At 73.8% G+C, this 17,844-nt stretch carries 14 protein-coding genes and 1 pseudogene; 9 read left to right on the forward strand and 6 right to left on the reverse strand.

The genetic code is table 11. From position 1 onward, the window contains the following. The first annotated feature begins 559 nt into the window (after positions 1-559). Positions 560-934 carry an ATP-binding protein gene (locus tag FRZ03_RS17330; protein WP_146466120.1) on the forward strand — a complete coding sequence of 125 codons (375 nt, stop codon included), beginning with the start codon at positions 560-562 and terminating at the stop codon, positions 932-934. Between the two features lie 233 nt (positions 935-1,167). On the opposite strand, the gene FRZ03_RS17335 is transcribed toward FRZ03_RS17330, so the two are convergent. Continuing rightward, positions 1,168-2,211: a DUF2637 domain-containing protein gene (locus FRZ03_RS17335; RefSeq protein ID WP_146466064.1), complete on the reverse strand. Its 1,044-nt coding sequence runs from the start codon at positions 2,209-2,211 to the stop codon at positions 1,168-1,170. Between the two features lie 546 nt (positions 2,212-2,757). On the opposite strand from FRZ03_RS17335, the gene FRZ03_RS17340 reads away from it, so the two are divergent. After that, positions 2,758-3,567: a GntR family transcriptional regulator gene (locus FRZ03_RS17340; protein ID WP_146466065.1), complete on the forward strand. Its 810-nt coding sequence runs from the start codon at positions 2,758-2,760 to the stop codon at positions 3,565-3,567. Between the two features lie 103 nt (positions 3,568-3,670). Here FRZ03_RS17340 and FRZ03_RS17345 read toward each other — a convergent pair whose 3' ends face one another. The 3 genes from FRZ03_RS17345 to FRZ03_RS17355 form a co-directional block, all read right to left on the reverse strand. Then, a complete protein-coding gene (locus tag FRZ03_RS17345) occupies positions 3,671-4,180 on the reverse strand; it encodes a DUF2231 domain-containing protein (protein WP_146466066.1) in 510 nt (169 codons plus the stop codon). Between the two features lie 99 nt (positions 4,181-4,279). Next, positions 4,280-5,047: a hypothetical protein gene (locus FRZ03_RS17350; RefSeq protein WP_186785471.1), complete on the reverse strand. Its 768-nt coding sequence runs from the start codon at positions 5,045-5,047 to the stop codon at positions 4,280-4,282. 163 nt (positions 5,048-5,210) lie between these two features. After that, complete coding sequence (locus FRZ03_RS17355; RefSeq protein WP_146466068.1) at positions 5,211-6,893, reverse strand: PucR family transcriptional regulator; 1,683 nt, start codon at positions 6,891-6,893, stop codon at positions 5,211-5,213. 366 nt (positions 6,894-7,259) lie between these two features. Between FRZ03_RS17355 and FRZ03_RS17360 the strand changes: the two genes are divergently transcribed. From FRZ03_RS17360 to FRZ03_RS17385, 6 genes and pseudogenes are all read left to right on the forward strand, one after another. Continuing rightward, positions 7,260-8,153, forward strand: a complete 894-nt coding sequence (locus FRZ03_RS17360; RefSeq protein WP_146466069.1) for an FAD binding domain-containing protein — start codon at positions 7,260-7,262, stop codon at positions 8,151-8,153. Beyond that, entirely contained in the window at positions 8,153-8,725 is a 573-nt protein-coding gene (locus FRZ03_RS17365; protein WP_146466070.1) for a (2Fe-2S)-binding protein, read from the forward strand. Before FRZ03_RS17360 ends, FRZ03_RS17365 begins: the two co-directional genes overlap by 1 nt. A gap of 2 nt (positions 8,726-8,727) precedes the next feature. Continuing rightward, positions 8,728-11,112, forward strand: a complete 2,385-nt coding sequence (locus FRZ03_RS17370) for a xanthine dehydrogenase family protein molybdopterin-binding subunit (protein WP_146466071.1) — start codon at positions 8,728-8,730, stop codon at positions 11,110-11,112. 192 nt (positions 11,113-11,304) lie between these two features. Then, positions 11,305-12,762: an NCS2 family permease gene (locus tag FRZ03_RS17375; RefSeq protein ID WP_146466072.1), complete on the forward strand. Its 1,458-nt coding sequence runs from the start codon at positions 11,305-11,307 to the stop codon at positions 12,760-12,762. Positions 12,763-12,810: 48 nt separating this feature from the next. Then, positions 12,811-13,953, forward strand: coding sequence for an XdhC family protein (locus tag FRZ03_RS17380; protein ID WP_146466073.1), 1,143 nt, complete (start codon positions 12,811-12,813; stop codon positions 13,951-13,953). Between the two features lie 55 nt (positions 13,954-14,008). Continuing rightward, a pseudogene (locus FRZ03_RS17385) lies at positions 14,009-14,550 on the forward strand (LysE family translocator). A 113-nt stretch (positions 14,551-14,663) separates the two neighbouring features. Here the strand turns inward: FRZ03_RS17385 and FRZ03_RS17390 are convergent. Both FRZ03_RS17390 and FRZ03_RS17395 read right to left on the reverse strand, forming a co-directional pair. Continuing rightward, positions 14,664-15,104 (reverse strand): SRPBCC family protein, encoded by a 441-nt coding sequence (locus FRZ03_RS17390; protein ID WP_146466074.1) that lies wholly within the window; start codon positions 15,102-15,104, stop codon positions 14,664-14,666. 87 nt (positions 15,105-15,191) lie between these two features. Beyond that, complete coding sequence (locus tag FRZ03_RS17395) at positions 15,192-15,968, reverse strand: polysaccharide deacetylase family protein (protein WP_261399212.1); 777 nt, start codon at positions 15,966-15,968, stop codon at positions 15,192-15,194. A gap of 178 nt (positions 15,969-16,146) precedes the next feature. Here FRZ03_RS17395 and FRZ03_RS17400 point away from each other — a divergent pair. Then, positions 16,147-17,844, forward strand: a 1,698-nt coding sequence (locus tag FRZ03_RS17400; RefSeq protein WP_146466121.1) for a trypsin-like serine peptidase, incomplete at its 3' end; no start/stop codon positions are given.

The following is a 17,844-nucleotide window of genomic DNA, read 5'->3' on the forward strand; positions in this document are numbered from 1 at the left end:
CGGGCGGTTGCCGGGGGCTGTGGGGGAGACGGCGTATCCGGTGGCCGGGAGGTCCGGCCGGGGCGCGGACCCGGTCGCCGAGGGGACCGGTCCGGGCGCGGTGGACGGCAGGGCCGGGGTGGTTGCCGGGGCGGTGAGCGACATGGCGGTGCCCGTCACCGATGCCGCGGGGCGCCGCCCCCGTGCCGGGCGGCGCAGGCGGGGTCCGGCCGTGGACGCCGCGCGGGAGAGGGACGGTGCGGCCGCGGGCGCGACGCGGCAGAGGGGCGCCGCGGCCGGGGACGTCACGCGGGACGCGAGCGGTCGGGCGGCGGACGCCACGTGGGACAGGAGCGCCGGGGCCGCGGAGGTCCGGGACGGCGGGCGCGGTACGGGTGCGGGTTCGGTGCGGGAGGCTGGCCGCGGTACCGGCGAGGGCCTGGGGCGGGAGGCCGGCCGCGGGGCCGGTGCGAGTGCCGGGCGGGAGGACGGCCGGCGGGCCGGTGAAGGCGCCGGGCGTGGGTGGGCGGAGGCCAGGCGCGGACCGCGTGCGCAGGCCGGGTCGCCGTACCCGCAGCGGCTGTGGCGCAGGCTCGGGCGGGCGGATCTGCGGGCCGTGCCGGAGGCGCGGCGGGAGCTGCGGGAGCTGTTGCGGGACTGGGGCAAGCCGGGGCAGTCGGAGATCGCCGAGCTGCTCACCAGCGAGCTGGTCACCAACGCGCTCGTGCACACGGACGACGATGCCGTGCTCACCGCCGTCGTGGCGCCCGGCGGACTCCGCGTGGAGGTACGGGACTTCGTGCCCCGAAGACCCGAGGTGCGCACCCCGCAGCCGGACGACGACACCCACGGCCGGGGCATGGTCCTGGTGGAGTCCCTCGCCGACGCCTGGGGCGTACGGCCGCACGGGGTCGGCAAGTCGGTGTGGTTCGAACTCGGCGCCGAAGCGGCGTGAGAGACCGCGGACATGGGTCGGGGGCGCGACCCGTGCGGTCACACCCCCGACCCATGAGGAGCCGCGCTCCTGGTGCTGCGACCGGAAGGGTTCACCGGCTCGCGACGCCCGGCACGGCACCTCGCCGCGTTGTCGCGTCACCCGAGTACATCCGGTACGCGGGTCACGCTCCGCCTTGCGATGCACCGCACCGGACGCCGCGAGCTTCCCGGCAGACCTCTCCGGCCACAGCACTAGCCGAACTGCTGCTCCAGATCCTTGAGCTTGCGCTCCAGGGAGTCCAGACGCGGCAGGGCCATCGTGTCGTCCTCCGCGGTGAGGTCGACGGTCACCGGCTCAGTCCCCTTGCGAACCGGCTGAAGAGAGGGACGGGACGGTACGGGCAGCTGGTCCGTACCCGATATGGCAGGCTCCGCGGGTGCGGGCGCGGGCCCGCGCTCCACCGCCTGCACCTCCACCTGCCGGCCGCCGGGACGGCCCACCAGTCGCCCGTGCCCGCGGCTGATCGCCTTGAGCTGGGCGCGCTCCATCCGCTCCTGCTCGCGCCGCCGCTGCCGCGCCTGCTCCTTCTGCCGCTTGTCCTCGCGGACCTCCTCGACCGCCTCGTCGAGGCTGCGCACGCCCTCCAGCAGCATCAGCGACCACGCGCGGTAGGTCTCACGGGGCGCCCGCAGCCAGCGCACGATCCGGATCTGCGGCAGCGGACGCGGCACCAGGCCCTGCTCACGCAGCGCCGCACGGCGGGTCTGCTTCAGCGCGCGGTCGAACAGGACGGCCGCCGACAGGGACATACCGGAGAAGAACTGCGGCGCGCCCGCGTGCCCGGCGCCGCGCGGCGCGTGCACCCAGTTGAACCAGGCCGCGGCCGCGGCGAACAGCCACACGAGGATGCGCGAGCCGAGTGCCGCGTCACCGTGACTGGCCTCGCGCACCGCGAGCACGGAGCAGAACATGGCCGCGCCGTCCAGGCCGAACGGCACCAGGTACTGCCAGCCGTCGGAGAGCCCGAGGTTCTGCTCGCCGAAGCCGACCAGGCCGTGGAAGGACAGGGCGGCCGCCACCGCCGCACAGCAGAACAGCAGCACGTAGGAGGCCGTGCCGTAGATGGCCTCCTTGCGCCTGCGGCGCTCCTCGCTGCGCTCCCAGGAGTCGTCCGCGCTCGCGTTCTCCCCGGAGGAGCGCTTGCCGCGCACGAGCACCGCCACCGCCGCCAGCATGCCCAGGAGCAGTACGGCGCCGGGAAGCAGCCAGTTCAGCGATATGTCGGTCAGTCTCATAGGGGTCCCTTGCATTGGGATAGGGCGTAACGCCCGCCATAGTGGCCCACTCCCGGCGGCCCTCAGGGGGTTTCGCGGCAAGAGGCCGCCAAGAAGGTGCGAGGGGATGCCCAGGGACGGCGTTCTGCTCGAACTACCGCGTGAGGGGCGGGAGTTGAGTTCGAATAAGACTACCCGTACGGATGGTTCCTCGGAAAGTTCCTGCGCGAGGTGAGGAAGTTGTGAATCACCTGTCCGAGCGGGGTGGCCGGATTCGCGTCGATCTTAATGGACGATGGGGGCCGTCCTGTCGTTGAGGGTCCGTCAGGCGCTGGTGGGAGCCCGTCGGTTGGTGAATCCGGTGGTGCGGTGGGCGGGCGGCGGGGAAGATGTGGTGCTTCGGCGCGGCCCCCGCCTCGATGAGTGGTCCCATTGTTTAGGTGAGGCTTTCCTTATCTGCCCTCGATCGAGTTTGACCTGCCGCTCGGTACGCCTAAGGTGCTTGACGAACAACCGACAAGCCATCGTTAATGACCCCAAGTACCGACAAGCCGCCAGGAGGACCCGGTGAAGCAGGGCGTGCAGGGCTCCGCCGGGGCGCGAAACGGCGCACGGGTGCCGGCGCAACAGCGCCCGGCGCGCGCCGGGCGCCCGGTAGGGGAGCCGGACGCCGGTGCGCCGGGGGGCATACCGGCAGGGATCACGCACGGTGACCCTCCGGTTGCCGGGCCGTCGGCCGCGGACGAGCGGCCTTCGGTGCGGCGGGCCTCGGTGCGCGGACAGATCCTGGAGGCGCTGCGCGTGGCGCTGGTGACCGGGGAGCTGCGGCCGGGTGAGGTCTACTCGGCGCCGGTGCTCGGGGAGCGCTTCGGGGTCTCGGCCACGCCCGTGCGGGAGGCCATGCAGCAGCTCGCCCTGGAGGGCGCCGTCGAGGTGGTGCCCAACCGCGGGTTCCGGGTGGTGGAGCGCGGGGCGCGCGAGCTGGCCGAGCTGGCGGAGGTGCGGGAGCTGATCGAGGTGCCCGTGATGCTGCGGCTGGCCCGGACGGTGCCCGCGGAGCGGTGGGCCGCGCTGCGGCCGCTGGCGGAGGATTCGGTGCGGGCGGCGGCCTCGGGGTGCCCGGCCGCGTACGCGGAGTCCGACCGGGCCTTCCACCGCGCGATGCTGGGACTGTCCGGCAACGAGGAGCTGTGCCGGATCGCGGAGGACCTGCACCGGCGGGCGCAGTGGCCCCTCGTCGGCGGCGCCGTCCGCCATGCCCGCGCGGACCTGGCCGCGGACGCGGCGGAACACGTGACCCTGCTGGACGCGCTGGTCGCCGGGGACCTGGACGTGGTGCCGGGGCTGGTGACCGAGCACTTCGCGGGCGCGAGCTGAGCCGCGGCCCCGCGCCCGGCCGCTCACGGACGCCGGCCGGGGCCTCCTCCCTGGGAGACACCCGGCCGGTGGCGCGGTCGCCCGCCGCGAGGCGGGCCGCCGCTCAGGACCCGTCGGACCCGCCCTCCTGGTGCGCCGTCTTCGAGAAGCCGTCGTGCCACGCCGCCTTCGCCCCGGAGTCCCCGATCCGGTACACGTCCACCACCGCGCCCACCGCGACGACCACGGACAGCACGCCCACCACGACCCGCACCGGAAGCGCGGACCGGCGCCCGCCGCGCTCGGCGCCCGCCGTGCGGCGCCCGGACCACCACACGAAGGCCGCGAGGACGAAGAGGCCGAGGGCCCACGGCAGCAGCCCGTCGCCCAGTTCGGTGTGCCTGCGGACCAGCGGGTCGGAGTCGACGTGCCGCTCCAGCCACTCGCCCGCGTTGGTGGTCAGCGGCACGCTGACGAGCCCGACGAACGCCAGCACGGGCAGCAGCACGCCCAGCCGGCGCGCGGCCCGCGGCCACAGCGCCGCGGCCATCAGGGCGAGGGCCGTCAGGGGTATCAGGACCACGACGACGTGCACGAGCAGAATATGGGCCGGCAGGCCGTTGACGAGGGTCATCCGACGTTCTTCTCCTGGGATGGGGGCTCGGGGCGCGCCAGACTGGCACAGCCGTCTCTCAGTTCCCTCTGAGCACCCCGTCCCCGCGGGCACCTCCGCTCACGCGGTCGCGGGCCCGGCCGCCGGCGGGGCCAGCTGGGCCGCCAGCCAGGTCGGTACGCCGCCCAGGAGGCGGAACAGACGGCGGGCCTCCTCTCGCAGCCGGGACGCGGCCGGTTCCTCCTCGGTGTCGGCCAGCGACACCAGGGCCGGTGCCGTGCCCACCAGGTAGCCCAGCTCCTCGCGAATCCGCAGGGACTCGGCGAAGCCGTGCCGGGCCTCCGTCAACTCCCCGTCGCGCAGGGCGAGTCCGGCGAGATGGCGCCAGGTGAAGGACAGCAGCAGCGGGTCCGCGTGCGCGGTGGCGCCCGCGTGCGCCCGGCGGTAGGCGGCCCGCGCCGCCTGCGGGGAACGGGACAGGTTCTCCGCGAGCAGGCCCCGGCGGAAGTCCAGCAGCGCCCGGGCCGCCGCCCCCGGCGGGATCAGCGCCGCCGCCCGCCCCAGAGCCGCCCGCGCCTCGTCCACCCGGTCCCGTACCCCGTGCAGGGTCGCGGCGTAGGCGAGCTGGCCGCGTTCGCAGGCGGCCGCCCCCCGCTCCTCGTCGGTGTGCGCCAGCGCCTCCGCCGTACGCAGCGCGTCCTCCGCGTCCGCCCAGCCGCGCTCGGTGTACAGACAGCGTTCGACCAGCAGCATGGCCCGTTGCAGCGCCGCACCCGGGCTGTCGGGCGGCAGCAGGGCCGCGGCGTCGGCCCAGCAGGCCCGCGAACGCAGCCTCCACACCGCGGTCTGGAGAGGATCGTCACCGGCGGTCGTTCCGTTCCCAGACATGGCGGTATGCGCCACGTTGGCCTCCCCTAGCACGCCATCGAGCCCATGAGTGGTGGCCGCATTCCAGCACCGATCGAGTGGCCGGGCCAAGAGGGTGGGTGAAAGATTTCACAAAGTGGCGGGGAGTCGGCGCGCTGCGGTCTGTCCGCTTCGCCCGGTCGGTTCAGCTCATCCGCAGCGCCAGGAAGAAATCGAGCTTGTCCTCCAGGCGGGACAGGTCCCGGCCCGTCAACTGCTCGATCCGGCCGACCCGGTAGCGCAGCGTGTTGACGTGCAGGTGCAGCCGGGTGGCGCAGCGCGTCCAGGAGCCGTCGCTGTCCAGGAACGCCTCCAGGGTCGGGATCAGCTCCGCCCGGTGCCGGCGGTCGTAGTCCTTCAGCGGGTCCAGCAGCCGGGCCGTGAAGGCGCGGCGCACGTCGTCCGGGACGAAGGGGAGCAGCAGGACGTGGCTGGCCAGCTCCTGGTGGCCGGCCGCGCAGACCCGGCCGGGGCGGGCCGCCGCCACCCGGCGGGCGTGCCGGGCCTCCTCCAGGGCGCCACGCAGGCCCTCCGCCGAGTGCACGGCCGCGCTGACGCCCAGGGTGAGCCGGCCGTCGTCGTCCAGGCCCGCCGTCAGCGGCTCGCGCACCGCCCGCAGCAGGGCGTCGGCGAGCAGTCCGTTCTCCGCGCCCTCGTGGTCGGCCGCGACGGCCGGTACGGCGGGCAGCGGCACCAGGGCGACCGCCTCCTCACCGGTGTGCGCCACGGCGATGCGGTCGGACGGCTCGGGGCCGGTCGCCAGCGGGTCGACCAGCACCTCCTCCAGCAGCGACTGGGCCACCGGACCGCCCGCGACCTCCTCGCCCTCCCACTCCACCCGGGCCACCACGACCTGCCAGTGCGGGGCCGCCCCGAGCCCGGGCAGCAGCACCGGCGCGGCCACCCGCAGCCGGGCGGCGATCTCGGCGGGCGCGGCGCCCGTCTGCACCAGTTCCAGGACCTCCTGGGCGAGCCGGCGCCGGACCGTGCGGGCCGCCTCGCGGCGGTCGCGCTCGACGGCTATCAGCTGGGTGACGCCCTGGAGCAGGTCCATGCGCTGCTCGGGCCAGTCGCCCGCGTCCGCCTCCACGGCCAGCAGCCAGTCCGACAGCACCGTCTCGCGCACATCGCGCGCGGCCTGCGGGGCCCGCCCCGAGGAGCGGACCGGGAAGAGCGAGTACGTCGTACCGCCCAGCACCACCCGGTGCGGGCCGCGCCGGCCGCCGCGGGTGGCGGCCAGGTGCTCGGCGGCCAGCTGGGCGCAGGTCTCGGCGGGCAGGGCCGGGCCCGCCACCTTGGAACCCGCGATCAGCCGGCCGGTGGGCGAGAGCACCCAGGCGCGCATGTCGAGGTCGGAGCCGAGCAGGTCGAGCACCACGTCCGGGCCGCCGCCCGCCGGGCCCGAGGTCATCATCCGGCGGTGCCGGTCCACGACGGCGGCCAGATCCCCGGCGCGCTCGCCGGAGACCTGGCGCACGACATGTTCGGTGACCGTGGCGAACGACACCGACTCGTCCACCGCGAACAGCGGCAGCCGGTGCTTGGCGCAGGCCGCCACCAGGTCCTCCGGCACCCCGCCCAGCTCGGCGGTGCCGGACGCGAGGGCCGCCACCCCGGCCTGCACCAGGATGCGCACGAAAGGCTCGGAATCCGCCGCGTCCCGGCGCCAGGCCAGGCCGGTCAGCACCAGCTCACCGCCGGAGAGGTAGCGGCTGGGGTCGCGCAGGTCGGTCGTCATCACACCGCGCACCGAGCGGTCCAGCTCGTCCTCGCCGCCGAGCAGCAGCAGGCCCAGCGCATCGGTGTCCAGCAGTGCGCGCAGCCGCATCTCGTCGCCGCCGTTTCTGTGTCTCGAAATCTACGATGGATCTTGGGAGGCAGGCGGGGGAGCGACCGGCGCGGCGCCCCGGGGCCCGCTCGGGGTCTCCGCCGCCGCTCCCGCTCCATGGCGGGAAGCCGCTTCCCGCGTCTCCCCGGGAAAACGGAGAGGAATCCGATGTCCTCCGTTCATACGAATCTACAAGATGCTCCGGCTGGCCAGCGAACTCCTTCATGGTTTCGGTGACTGACCCCGCCGGAGTACGCGGCGGTGTACTGGCTCCACTCCGCGTCAACAGGACAGGAACGAGCCGCGCCCGCCGCACACGGATTGGCTCACATCGCACGACCCACGAGACGAAGAAGAGAGCCGGTCATGGACTTCCTTCGCCCCGCCAGCTGGGAGGAGGCGCTCGCCGCGAAGGCCGAGCATCCCACCGCTGTGCCGATTGCGGGTGGCACCGATGTGATGGTCGAGATCAACTTCGACCACCGCAGGCCCGAGTACCTGCTCGACCTCAACCGCGTCGGCGAACTCCACGAATGGGAGGCCGGCGAGGACACCGTACGGCTGGGCGCCTCCGTGCCGTACACCGCGATCATGGAACGGCTCCGTGCCGAGCTGCCGGGCCTCGCGCTGGCCGCGCACACGGTCGCCTCCCCGCAGATCCGCAACCGCGGCGGCGTCGGCGGCAACCTCGGCACGGCCTCGCCCGCCGGCGACGCCCACCCCGCCCTCCTCGCGGCCGGCGCCGAGGTCGAGGTGGCCTCGGCCGCGCGCGGCACCCGCATGATCCCGATCGACGCCTTCTACACGGGCGTCAAGCGCAACGCGCTCCAGCCCGACGAGCTGATCCGCGCCGTGCACATCGCCAAGGCCGACGGACCGCAGCAGTACTCCAAGGTCGGCACCCGCAACGCCATGGTCATCGCCGTGTGCGCCTTCGGGCTCGCCCTGCACCCGGCCACCCGCACCGTGCGCACCGGCATCGGCTCGGCCGCGCCCACGCCGGTGCGCGCCACGGCCGCCGAGGAGTTCCTGAACGCGGCCCTGGAGGAGGGCGGCTTCTGGGACAACGGGAAGATCATCACCCCGTCGGCCGTCAAGCGGTTTGCCGACCTGTGCGCGGCCGCCTGCAACCCGATCGACGACGTCCGGGGCACCGCGGGCTACCGCCGCCACGCGATCGGCGTGCTGGCCCGTCGGACGCTGACCTGGACCTGGGAGTCGTACCGCGACGCCCGCCGCACCACCGAGGGAGCTGCGTGATGCGCGTCAACTTCACCGTCAACGGACGCCCGCAGCAGGCCGACGACGTCTGGGAGGGCGAGTCCCTGCTGTACGTGCTGCGCGAGCGGCTCGGCCTGCCCGGCTCCAAGAACGCCTGCGAACAGGGCGAATGCGGTTCCTGCACGGTACGGCTCGACGGCGTGCCGGTCTGTTCCTGTCTGGTCGCGGCCGGGCAGGCCGAGGGCCGGGACGTGGTGACCGTCGAGGGGCTGGCCGACTACGCCAGGCAGCGCACCCAGGGCGAGGGCGAGGGCACGTCCCTGGACGCGGCCCAGCGCTGGCAGGCCGCGGGCGGCACCGACTCGCGGACCGGCGAGGGCGGCGCACTGGCCCCGATCCAGCAGGCGTTCATCGACGCGGGCGCCGTCCAGTGCGGGTTCTGCACCCCGGGCCTGCTCGTCGCCTCCGACGAACTGCTGGAGCGCAACCCGAACCCGTCCGACGCCGACATCCGCGAGGCGCTGTCGGGCAACCTGTGCCGCTGCACGGGCTACGAGAAGATCATGGACGCGGTCCGCCTCGCGGCCGCCCGCCAGTCCGAGGGGGTCTGACCATGCCCGCGAACGGCGCACCCACGAAGATCACGCAGGGCTCCCACACCAAGGGCGGCATCGGCGAGTCGACCCTGCGTCCGGACGGCACCCTCAAGGTCACCGGCGAGTTCGCCTACTCGTCCGACATGTGGCACGAGGACATGCTCTGGGGCCAGATCCTGCGCTCCACCGTCGCGCACGCCGAGATCGTCTCCATCGACACCTCCGAGGCCCTGGCCCTGCCGGGCGTGTACGCCGTGATGACGTACGACGACCTGCCCACCGAGGTGAAGCACTACGGCCTGGAGATCCAGGACACCCCGGTACTCGCCCACGGCAAGGTGCGCCACCACGGCGAGCCGGTCGCCATCGTCGCCGCCGACCACCCGGAGACCGCCCGCCGCGCCGCCGCCAAGATCAAGGTCGACTACCGCGAACTCCCGGTGGTCACCGACGAGAGGACGGCCCTCGCGCCCGACGCGGTGCTCGTCCACGAACACCGCGACGACCACCACATCGGGCACGTCCCGCACCCGAACATCGTGCACCGCCAGCCGATCGTCCGGGGCGACGCGGCCGCGGCCGCCGCCCGCGCCGACGTGATCGTCCGGGGCGAGTACACCTTCGGCATGCAGGACCAGGCCTTCCTCGGCCCCGAGTCCGGGCTCGCCGTGCCCGAGGAGGACGGCGGCGTCCACCTCTACATCGCCACCCAGTGGCTCCACTCCGACCTGCGCCAGATCGCGCCCGTGCTCGGCCTGCCCGAGAAGAAGGTGCGGATGACCCTGGCCGGCGTCGGCGGCGCGTTCGGCGGCCGCGAGGACCTGTCCATGCAGATCCACGCCTGCCTGCTGGCGCTGCGCACCGGCAAACCCGTGAAGATCGTCTACAACCGGTTCGAGTCCTTCTTCGGGCACGTCCACCGCCACCCGGCCAAGCTGACCTACGAGCACGGGGCCACCCGCGACGGCAAGCTGACCCACGTCAAGTGCCGGATCGTGCTGGACGGCGGCGCCTACGCCTCCGCCTCCCCGGCGGTCGTCGGCAACGCCTCCTCGCTCGGCGTCGGACCGTACGTCGTGGACGACGTCGACATCGAGGCCATCGCCCTCTACACCAACAACCCGCCCTGCGGCGCCATGCGCGGCTTCGGCGCGGTCCAGGCGTGCTTCGCCTACGAGGCGCAGATGGACAAGCTGGCGCGCGAACTCGGCCTGGACCCGGTGGAGTTCAGACAGCGCAACGCCATGGAGCAGGGCACCCTCATGCCCACCGGGCAGCCCGTCGACTCCCCGGCCCCGGTCGCCGAACTGCTGCGCCGCGTCAAGGCGATGCCGCTGCCGCCCGAGCGCCAGTGGGAGTCCAGCGAGGGCGCCGACGTACGGCAGCTGCCCGGCGGTCTGTCCAACACCACGCACGGCGAGGGCGTCGTCCGCGGCATCGGCTACGCCGTCGGCATCAAGAACGTCGGTTTCTCCGAGGGGTTCGACGACTACTCCACCGCGAAGGTGCGCATGGAGGTGATCGCGGGCGAGCCGGTCGCCACCGTGCACACCGCGATGGCGGAGGTCGGCCAGGGCGGCGTCACCGTGCACGCCCAGATCGCCCGCAGCGAACTCGGCGTCTCCCGGGTGACCATCCACCCGGCCGACACCCAGGTGGGCTCGGCGGGCTCCACTTCCGCCTCCCGCCAGACGTACGTCACCGGCGGCGCCGTCAAGAACGCCTGCGAACTCGTCCGCGAGCGGGTCCTGGAGATCGGCCGGCGCAAGTTCGGGTCCTACCATCCGGCCTGGGCCACCGCGGAGCTGCTGCTGGAGGGCGGCAAGGTCGTCACCGACGGCGGCGAGGCGCTCGCCGACCTGGTCGACGTCCTGGAGGGCGAGGCCGTGGAGGTCGAGGAGGAGTGGCGGCACCGGCCGACCGAGGCCTTCGACCTGCGCACCGGACAGGGCAACGGGCACGTCCAGTACTCCTTCGCCGCGCACCGCGCCGTGGTGGAGGTGGACACCGAACTCGGCCTCGTCAAGGTCATCGAGCTGGCCTGCGCCCAGGACGTCGGCAAGGCGCTCAACCCGCTGTCCGTGATCGGCCAGATCCAGGGCGGCACCACACAGGGCCTGGGCGTCGCGGTGATGGAGGAGATCATCGTGGACCCGAAGACCGCGAAGGTGCGCAACCCCTCCTTCACGGACTATCTGATCCCGACCATCCTCGACACCCCGACCATCCCGGTCGACGTCCTCGAACTCGCCGACGAGCACGCCCCGTACGGCCTGCGCGGCATCGGCGAGGCCCCGACGCTCTCCTCCACCCCGGCCGTGCTGGCCGCGATCCGCAATGCGACCGGCCTGGAACTGAACCGCACGCCGGTGCGCCCGGAACACCTCACGGGCACCGCGTAATTCGCCCACCGCCGCCGCGGGCACCCCGATGCCGGGTGCCCGCCGCGGCACCCCGGCGCCGGGCGACCGCTCATCCCCGGCCCACCCCACACGTGCAGCGCCGGGCCGTCCCCCGGGTTTTCGTGCACATCCCAAATCCCGCGCTCCCCGAGGGAGTCGTGGGTGCCCCTGTGAACCTTGGGAGACGGCACCATGACCCATCCATCAGTGGAGCCCAGGACCACCGCCGAGGACGCCGGAGACGGCAGCCGCGTCCCGGCCGGCCGGTCCTGGCTCGACCGGTACTTCCACATATCCCGCAGAGGATCCACGGTCGCGCGCGAGGTGCGCGGCGGCATCACCACCTTCATGGCGATGGCCTACATCCTCCTGCTCAACCCGCTGATCCTGTCCGGCAAGGACGTGCACGGGGACACGCTCGGCCAGAAGGCCCTGATCACCGCGACCGCGTTCGCCGCGGCCCTGACCACCCTGCTGATGGGCTTCGTCGGCAAGGTGCCGCTCGCGCTCGCCGCCGGCCTGTCGGTCTCCGGGGTGCTGTCCGCGCAGGTGGTCCCGCACATGACCTGGCCGCAGGCGATGGGCATGTGCGTGCTGTACGGCGCCGTCATCATGCTGCTGGTCGTCACCGGACTGCGCGAGATGATCATGAACGCGATCCCGCTCGCGCTCAAGCACGGCATCACCATGGGCATCGGCCTGTTCATCGCCCTGATCGGCTTCTACAAGTCCGGCTTCGTGCACCAGGGCAAGGGCACCCCGCTCGGTCTCGGACCCGCGGGCCAGCTCACCGGCTGGCCGGTGCTGCTCTTCGCCGGCACCCTGCTGCTGATCTTCATGCTCCAGGCCCGGGGCGTCCCCGGCGCCATCCTCATCGGCATCGTCTCCGGCACCGTCGTCGCCGCCGTCCTCAACGGTCTCGGCGTCATCGACCCCCGCCAGTGGGCGGCGGGCGCGCCCGAACTGCACGGCGGCGCGGTCTCCGTGCCGGACTTCTCGCTCTTCGGCCACGTGGGCTTCGGCGGCTGGGGCCAGGTCGGCGGGATGACCGTCGCGGTGATCGTCTTCACCCTGGTCCTGGCCGGCTTCTTCGACGCGATGGCCACCATCATCGGGGTCGGCACCGAGGCCGGGCTCGCCGACGACCGGGGCCGGATGCCCGGCCTGTCCAAGGCGCTGTTCATCGACGGCGCGGGCGGCGCGATCGGCGGGGTGACCGGCGGCTCCGGGCAGACCGTCTTCATCGAGTCGGCGACCGGCGTCGGCGAGGGCGCGCGCACCGGCCTGGCCTCCGTGGTCACCGGCCTGTTCTTCGCCGCCTGCCTGTTCTTCACCCCGGTCACCGCGATCGTCCCGCAGGAGGTCGCCTCCGCCGCCCTGGTGGTCATCGGCGCGATGATGCTGATGAACGCCCGGCACGTGGACTGGGGCGACCGCGCCACCGCCATCCCGGTCTTCCTGACCGTCGTCCTGATGCCGTTCACGTACACCATCACGACCGGTGTCGCGGCGGGAGTCGTCTCCTGGACGGCCATCAAGGCGGCCCAGGGCCGGTTCCGCGAGGTCGGCGCCTTCATGTGGGGCCTGACGGCCGTCTTCCTGGTCTACTTCGCCCTCCACCCCGTCGAGGCCTGGCTCGGTGTCCACTAGCCGCCCGCCAACTCACCTTTTCCACAAGCGCGTTGAGGAGAACGACAGATGCTGGACATCGCCGAAAAGCTGAACCGGTGGGCCGCGCAGGGCCGTGACTTCGCCGTCGCCACCGTGGTGGCCGTCGGCGGCAGCGCGCCCCGGCAGCCCGGCGCCGCCCTCGCGGTGGACGCCGACGGAACGGCCATCGGCTCGGTCTCCGGCGGCTGTGTGGAGGGCGCGGTCTACGAGCTGTGCCGGCAGGCCCTCGAGGACGGCGAAACCGTCCTCGAACGCTTCGGCTACAGCGACGAGGACGCGTTCGCGGTCGGCCTGACCTGCGGCGGCGTCCTCGACATCCTGGTCACCCCGGTCCGGGCGGACGATCCCGCCCGGCCGGTGGCCACGGCCGCGCTGGCCGCCGCCGCCCGCGGTGAGGCGGCGGCGCTCGCCCGGATCGCCCGGGGGCCGGCCGGGCTGCGCGGCCGGGCCCTGCTGGTCCGCCCCGACGGCTCCGCGTACGGCGGTTTCGGCGCCCACCCCGAGCTGGACCGCACGGTCGCCGCCGAGGCCCGTGCCCACCTGGACGCGGGCCGCACCGGCACCGTGGAGATCGGCGCCCGGGGCTCGCGCTGCGGCGCCCCGGTCACCGTCCTGGTCGAGTCCTCCGTACCCCCGCCCCGGATGATCGTCTTCGGCGCGATCGACTTCGCCGCCGCCCTGGTGCGCGCCGGGAAGTTCCTCGGCTACCACGTCACGGTGTGCGACGCCCGACCGGTCTTCGCCACCCGCGCCCGCTTCCCGGATGCCGACGAGATCGTGGTGGAGTGGCCCCACACCTATCTGGAGCGCACCGGGACCGACGCCCGTACCGTGCTGTGCGTCCTCACCCACGACGCCAAGTTCGACATCCCGCTGCTGCGGGTGGCGCTGCGGCTGCCGGTCGCCTACGTCGGCGCGATGGGCTCCCGGCGCACCCATCTCGACCGCGCGCGACGGCTGCGCGAGGCGGGCGTCACCGAGCCGGAACTGGCCCGGCTGCGCTCCCCGATCGGCCTCGACCTCGGCGCCCGCACCCCGGAGGAGACGGCCCTGTCGATCGCCGCGCAGATCGTCGCCGAGCGGCGCGGCGGCAGCGGCCGCGCGCTGACCGGCGGCCACACCCCGATCCACCACGACGCGGGGGAGGCGCGGATCGGCTCGGTGGCGTGAGCCGGCGCGGGGAAACGGATTGCCGCGCGCCCCGGCCCCTGTGCCGCACGGGGACATGGTCCCCACCGACCGGCTGCTCGCCTTCGCGGCGCTGTCCCTCTGCTGATCGTGGTGCCCGGCCCGAGCGTGCTCTTCGTCATCGGGCGGGCGCCTGCGCACGGCCGCCGCACCGCGCTGACCTCCGTGGCCGGCAACACCCTCGGCGCGTACGTCCTCGTCGCCGCCGTGGCCCTCGGCGTCGGGCCGGTGGTGGAACGCTCCGTGCCGCTCTTCACGGCGCTCACGCTCGCGGGCGCCGCGTATCTCGTCCACCTCGGCTTCGCGGCCGGCGTGGCCCATTTCAAGACCATGGTGTTCTGCGCCGCCGTGCTGCCCCGGTTCGTGGACCGCGCGCAGGGCCGGGTGCCGCTCCGGGTGCTGCTGCTCGGCCTGGTCTTCAACGTCATCGCGCCGGCCTCGGACAGCACCTGGGGTCTGGTCGCCTCCGCCGCCCGCGGCTGGTTCGCCCGCTCGCCCCGGCGGCTGTCCGCCGTCGGCGGCATCGGCGGCCTGACGTTGATCGGGCCGGGCGTGACGGTGGCGGCGACGGGCCGCTAAGACTGACGTCCCGGTTGTCGTACGGTCGTTCGAGGGTCGCGAGATCGGGAGGACCGCTTGTCCCCGGTCGTCTCCGACCGCAAGAACTGGAGTTCCCTCGCGCGTTCGGCCGTTCAGGGCCGCTTGAGCAGCCGGTCCAGCGCGTGTCCGAACACCGTGCGGGACGTGAGCCCGACGAGGCCGTCGAGGGCGCGGGGCAGGGAGCGCACCCGCAGCTCCTCCCGCCACCGCACCCGGCTGCCGCCCCCGGGCGCCGGCCGCACCTCGATCTCCGCCCAGCCGAGGATCACCCGGCCCCGCTTCTCCAGCCGGCACAGCCCGCCCTCCACGCCCACGGGCGGGCGCCAGACGGTCACCTCCATGGTGTCGTCCAGGGTCAGCGGGGCGACGCCCGAGCGCGCGGTGAATCGGGTGCCGACCCGGGTCGGCCCGGGGGTGAGCACCCTGATCCGGGTCAGCGGCACCGCACCGGTGTGGCGGTGCCACTCGGTGAGCCGGCGCCAGGTCTCGGCCACGGGGAGCGGGACGGTACGGGTGAGGGAGAAGATCGGCACGGCACCGATCGTAGGCACGGGCCGTCCGCCGGCAGCGGGTTCGCCGCCGCCTCACCCGGTCGGCCCAGCGGGGGTGCCCCGGGCGACTCAGGGACGGTAGACCTTGCCCGGCTCCGCCTTCCCGGGGGCGAGGAGCTGGGGAACCGTCACGAAGTGGTAGCCGCGTTCCTTCAGGGCGTCGATGATGCCGGGGACGGCGGGCACGGTGCCGGGGTAGATGTCGTGCAGCAGGATGATCCCGTCCCGGTCGGCCTGTTCGAGGACGCGCTTCTCGATGAGCGCGGAGTCATTGGTCGCGTAGTCCTTGGCCGTGACGCTCCACAGCACCTCCGCGAGCCCCAGCTCCTTGCATATCTTGTGGATGTTGGCGTCGGTGCGGCCCTGCGGCGGGCGCATCAGGGTGGGCTTGCGCCCGGTGAGCCGTTCGATCGCGTCGTTGGGCCGTTCGAGCTCGTCGCGCACCTGGTCGTCGGATATGTCGGTGAGTATCTTGTGGTCCCACGTGTGGCTCGCCACCTCGTGACCCTCGGCCGACATCCGCTTGACCAGCTGCGGGTACTTCTCGATGTGCCGCTTGCCCAGGAGGAAGAACGTCGCGTGGACCTTCTTCTCCTTCAGGATGTCCAGCAGCTTCGGGGAGTTCTCGCTGGGGCCCGCGTCGAAGGTGAGGGCGATGCACTTCGCCTTGCGGCAGTCGACGTCGCCGAACGCCGCGGGCGATCCCTGTGCCCCCTGCGCCGCCTGCTTTCGCGCGGTGCTCGGCGACGTGGTGTCGACCTGGGCGCAGCCGGTGAGGGCCAGCGCCAGGCCGACCGCGGCCGGGACGAGTGCGGCCGCGCGGAACCCGCGGCGCCGTTCGCGCATCTTTCCGGTCGCGGAAGCGGGCGTCGGGGTCGTGTTGATCGAAAGGGCCATGTGTGGACTATACACACAGTGTATAGACAGGAAGTTCGAATGTGGCGAACTCGTTCGAACCCTTCACATGTCACCACCTCGTGCACACCGGTAGTTCCGGGCCGGTACGGGGAGTAACCTCGGCAGCATGACGCGCACGGGGGAACGAGCCGTCAAGTCCCGGTTACGCACGCCGACCTGGATCGCCCGCATCGAGGACCCGGACGGCGTGGTGCTCGGTGCCGGGGTGCTGCTCGCCGCCGACCGGGTGCTCACCGCCGGCCATGTCGTCACGCCGGGCGCGCCGTACGTCGTGCGACTCGTCGGCGTCCCGGGGCGGGGAGCCGTCGCCGCCACCGTCTCTCCGGACGAGCACGTACCGGAGAGCGAGGACGCGTTCGGCGACCGCAGCGGCGACCTCGCCCTGCTGCGCCTCGCCGAGCCGCTGCCCGCCGAACACGCCACCCGCCTCTACCGGCTCGCCTCCCCGCACGGACCCGTGAGCATGTACGGCTTCCCGGCCGGCGACGACGGCGGCCGCTGGCACGGCGCCACCCTGGTCGCCGCGCGCGGCCGGGACAGCCGGGTGCAGTTGCGCCCGCTCACCCCGGACGAGCTGGCCGCGCCCGGCTTCAGCGGCGGGGGAGTGGTCGACCACGCCACCGACCAGGTCATCGGGATCGTGCTCAGCGTGGACGAGGGGCAGGTATCCGCCTTCAGCCAGATGAGCCCCACCGAGACCATCCTCAGCCATCTGCCGCAGGTCGCCGCCTGGACCGACGGCGCCGAGGCCGTCGACCCCCGGCTGCGCAGCCGTACGCCCGGCGGCGGGGGCCGGCTCGACGTGCCCTTCGCCACCGAACTCGCCGGCTGGTTCCGGGGCGAGGGCTGGCCGGTGCTGGTCACCGTGGTGCCGGAGCTGGGCGACCGTGCCTTCACGCTGGAGCGGGCCGTCACGCTCGCCGACCGGGAGCTGCGCACCCACCGCAACACCAGCGCCTTCAGCCACGACCCGCCCGAGACCGTGCCGCCGGCCGGCGCGCACGACCTCGCCCTGGACGTCAAGGGGCTGACGGCCGCCCAGGTCATGGACCGCATCGCCGAACGCCTCGGCATCCGCGACGACCCCCGGCCGGAACGGCTCGCCACCCTGCGGGTCCCGCTCGCCGCGGTCCTGGTCGGGGTCGACGAGTCCGCCGAACCCGACGCCCTGCTCGCCCTGCTGGACCGGCTCGCCCCGCACGGGGCCCGGCTGCTGCTGGTCCACCGCCGCCAGGGCGGACGCGCGGCGCAGGCCGCCGAGTCGCTGGTGCACCGGCCGCTGCGCGAACGCTGGGCCCGGCTCGGCACGGAACTCGACCGGATCGTCGACGAGTTGGGCCCCGCGCTCGACACCCGCCGGGACCGGGTGATGGCCGGGCCCGGCACCGGAGCGCTGCTGGACGCGGCCGAGGCCGCCGTCGGCCGCAGCCGGATGCTGCGCGCGTGGGTCGCCCACAGCTCCGCCGCGGACCGCGAACCCCGGCGCGCCGACCTGCTGTTCACCTTCGAGGACGCCGCCGACCGCCGCCGCCAGCGCCTGGACCAGGCCCTCGCCGTCCTCGACGCCCGGCTGCACCGCTGGGAGGAACTGCGCGGCCGGGTCACCGCGGAATGGCGCCTGTGCCGCGCCCGCGCCTCGGAGGACGGCGACCGGGTGATCGCCGCCTACCGCCTCTACGAGTGCGCCCTCTCGCTCCTCCGCCAGGCCCCGTGCGACATCGAGGCGGCGGAGACGGCGGTGGAGCGGTTCATCGGGTTCTGCTCAGGGGCGGGAGGCGCGCCCGGCGACAACGCCGAATCCTCT

The sequence above is a fragment of the Streptomyces misionensis genome (assembly GCF_007896895.1).
GTDB lineage: Bacteria > Actinomycetota > Actinomycetes > Streptomycetales > Streptomycetaceae > Streptomyces > Streptomyces misionensis_A.

Coding starts and splice junctions, on each gene's coding strand:
- FRZ03_RS17395 (WP_261399212.1), bottom strand. CDS start 15,968: ATGCGCGAACGGCGCCGCGGGTTCCGCGCGGCCGCACTCGTCCCGGCC.
- FRZ03_RS17375 (WP_146466072.1), top strand. CDS start 11,305: ATGACCCATCCATCAGTGGAGCCCAGGACCACCGCCGAGGACGCCGGA.
- FRZ03_RS17335 (WP_146466064.1), bottom strand. CDS start 2,211: ATGAGACTGACCGACATATCGCTGAACTGGCTGCTTCCCGGCGCCGTA.
- FRZ03_RS17355 (WP_146466068.1), bottom strand. CDS start 6,893: ATGCGGCTGCGCGCACTGCTGGACACCGATGCGCTGGGCCTGCTGCTG.
- FRZ03_RS17360 (WP_146466069.1), top strand. CDS start 7,260: ATGGACTTCCTTCGCCCCGCCAGCTGGGAGGAGGCGCTCGCCGCGAAG.
- FRZ03_RS17370 (WP_146466071.1), top strand. CDS start 8,728: ATGCCCGCGAACGGCGCACCCACGAAGATCACGCAGGGCTCCCACACC.
- FRZ03_RS17350 (WP_186785471.1), bottom strand. CDS start 5,047: ATGTCTGGGAACGGAACGACCGCCGGTGACGATCCTCTCCAGACCGCG.
- FRZ03_RS17380 (WP_146466073.1), top strand. CDS start 12,811: ATGCTGGACATCGCCGAAAAGCTGAACCGGTGGGCCGCGCAGGGCCGT.
- FRZ03_RS17345 (WP_146466066.1), bottom strand. CDS start 4,180: ATGACCCTCGTCAACGGCCTGCCGGCCCATATTCTGCTCGTGCACGTC.
- FRZ03_RS17365 (WP_146466070.1), top strand. CDS start 8,153: ATGCGCGTCAACTTCACCGTCAACGGACGCCCGCAGCAGGCCGACGAC.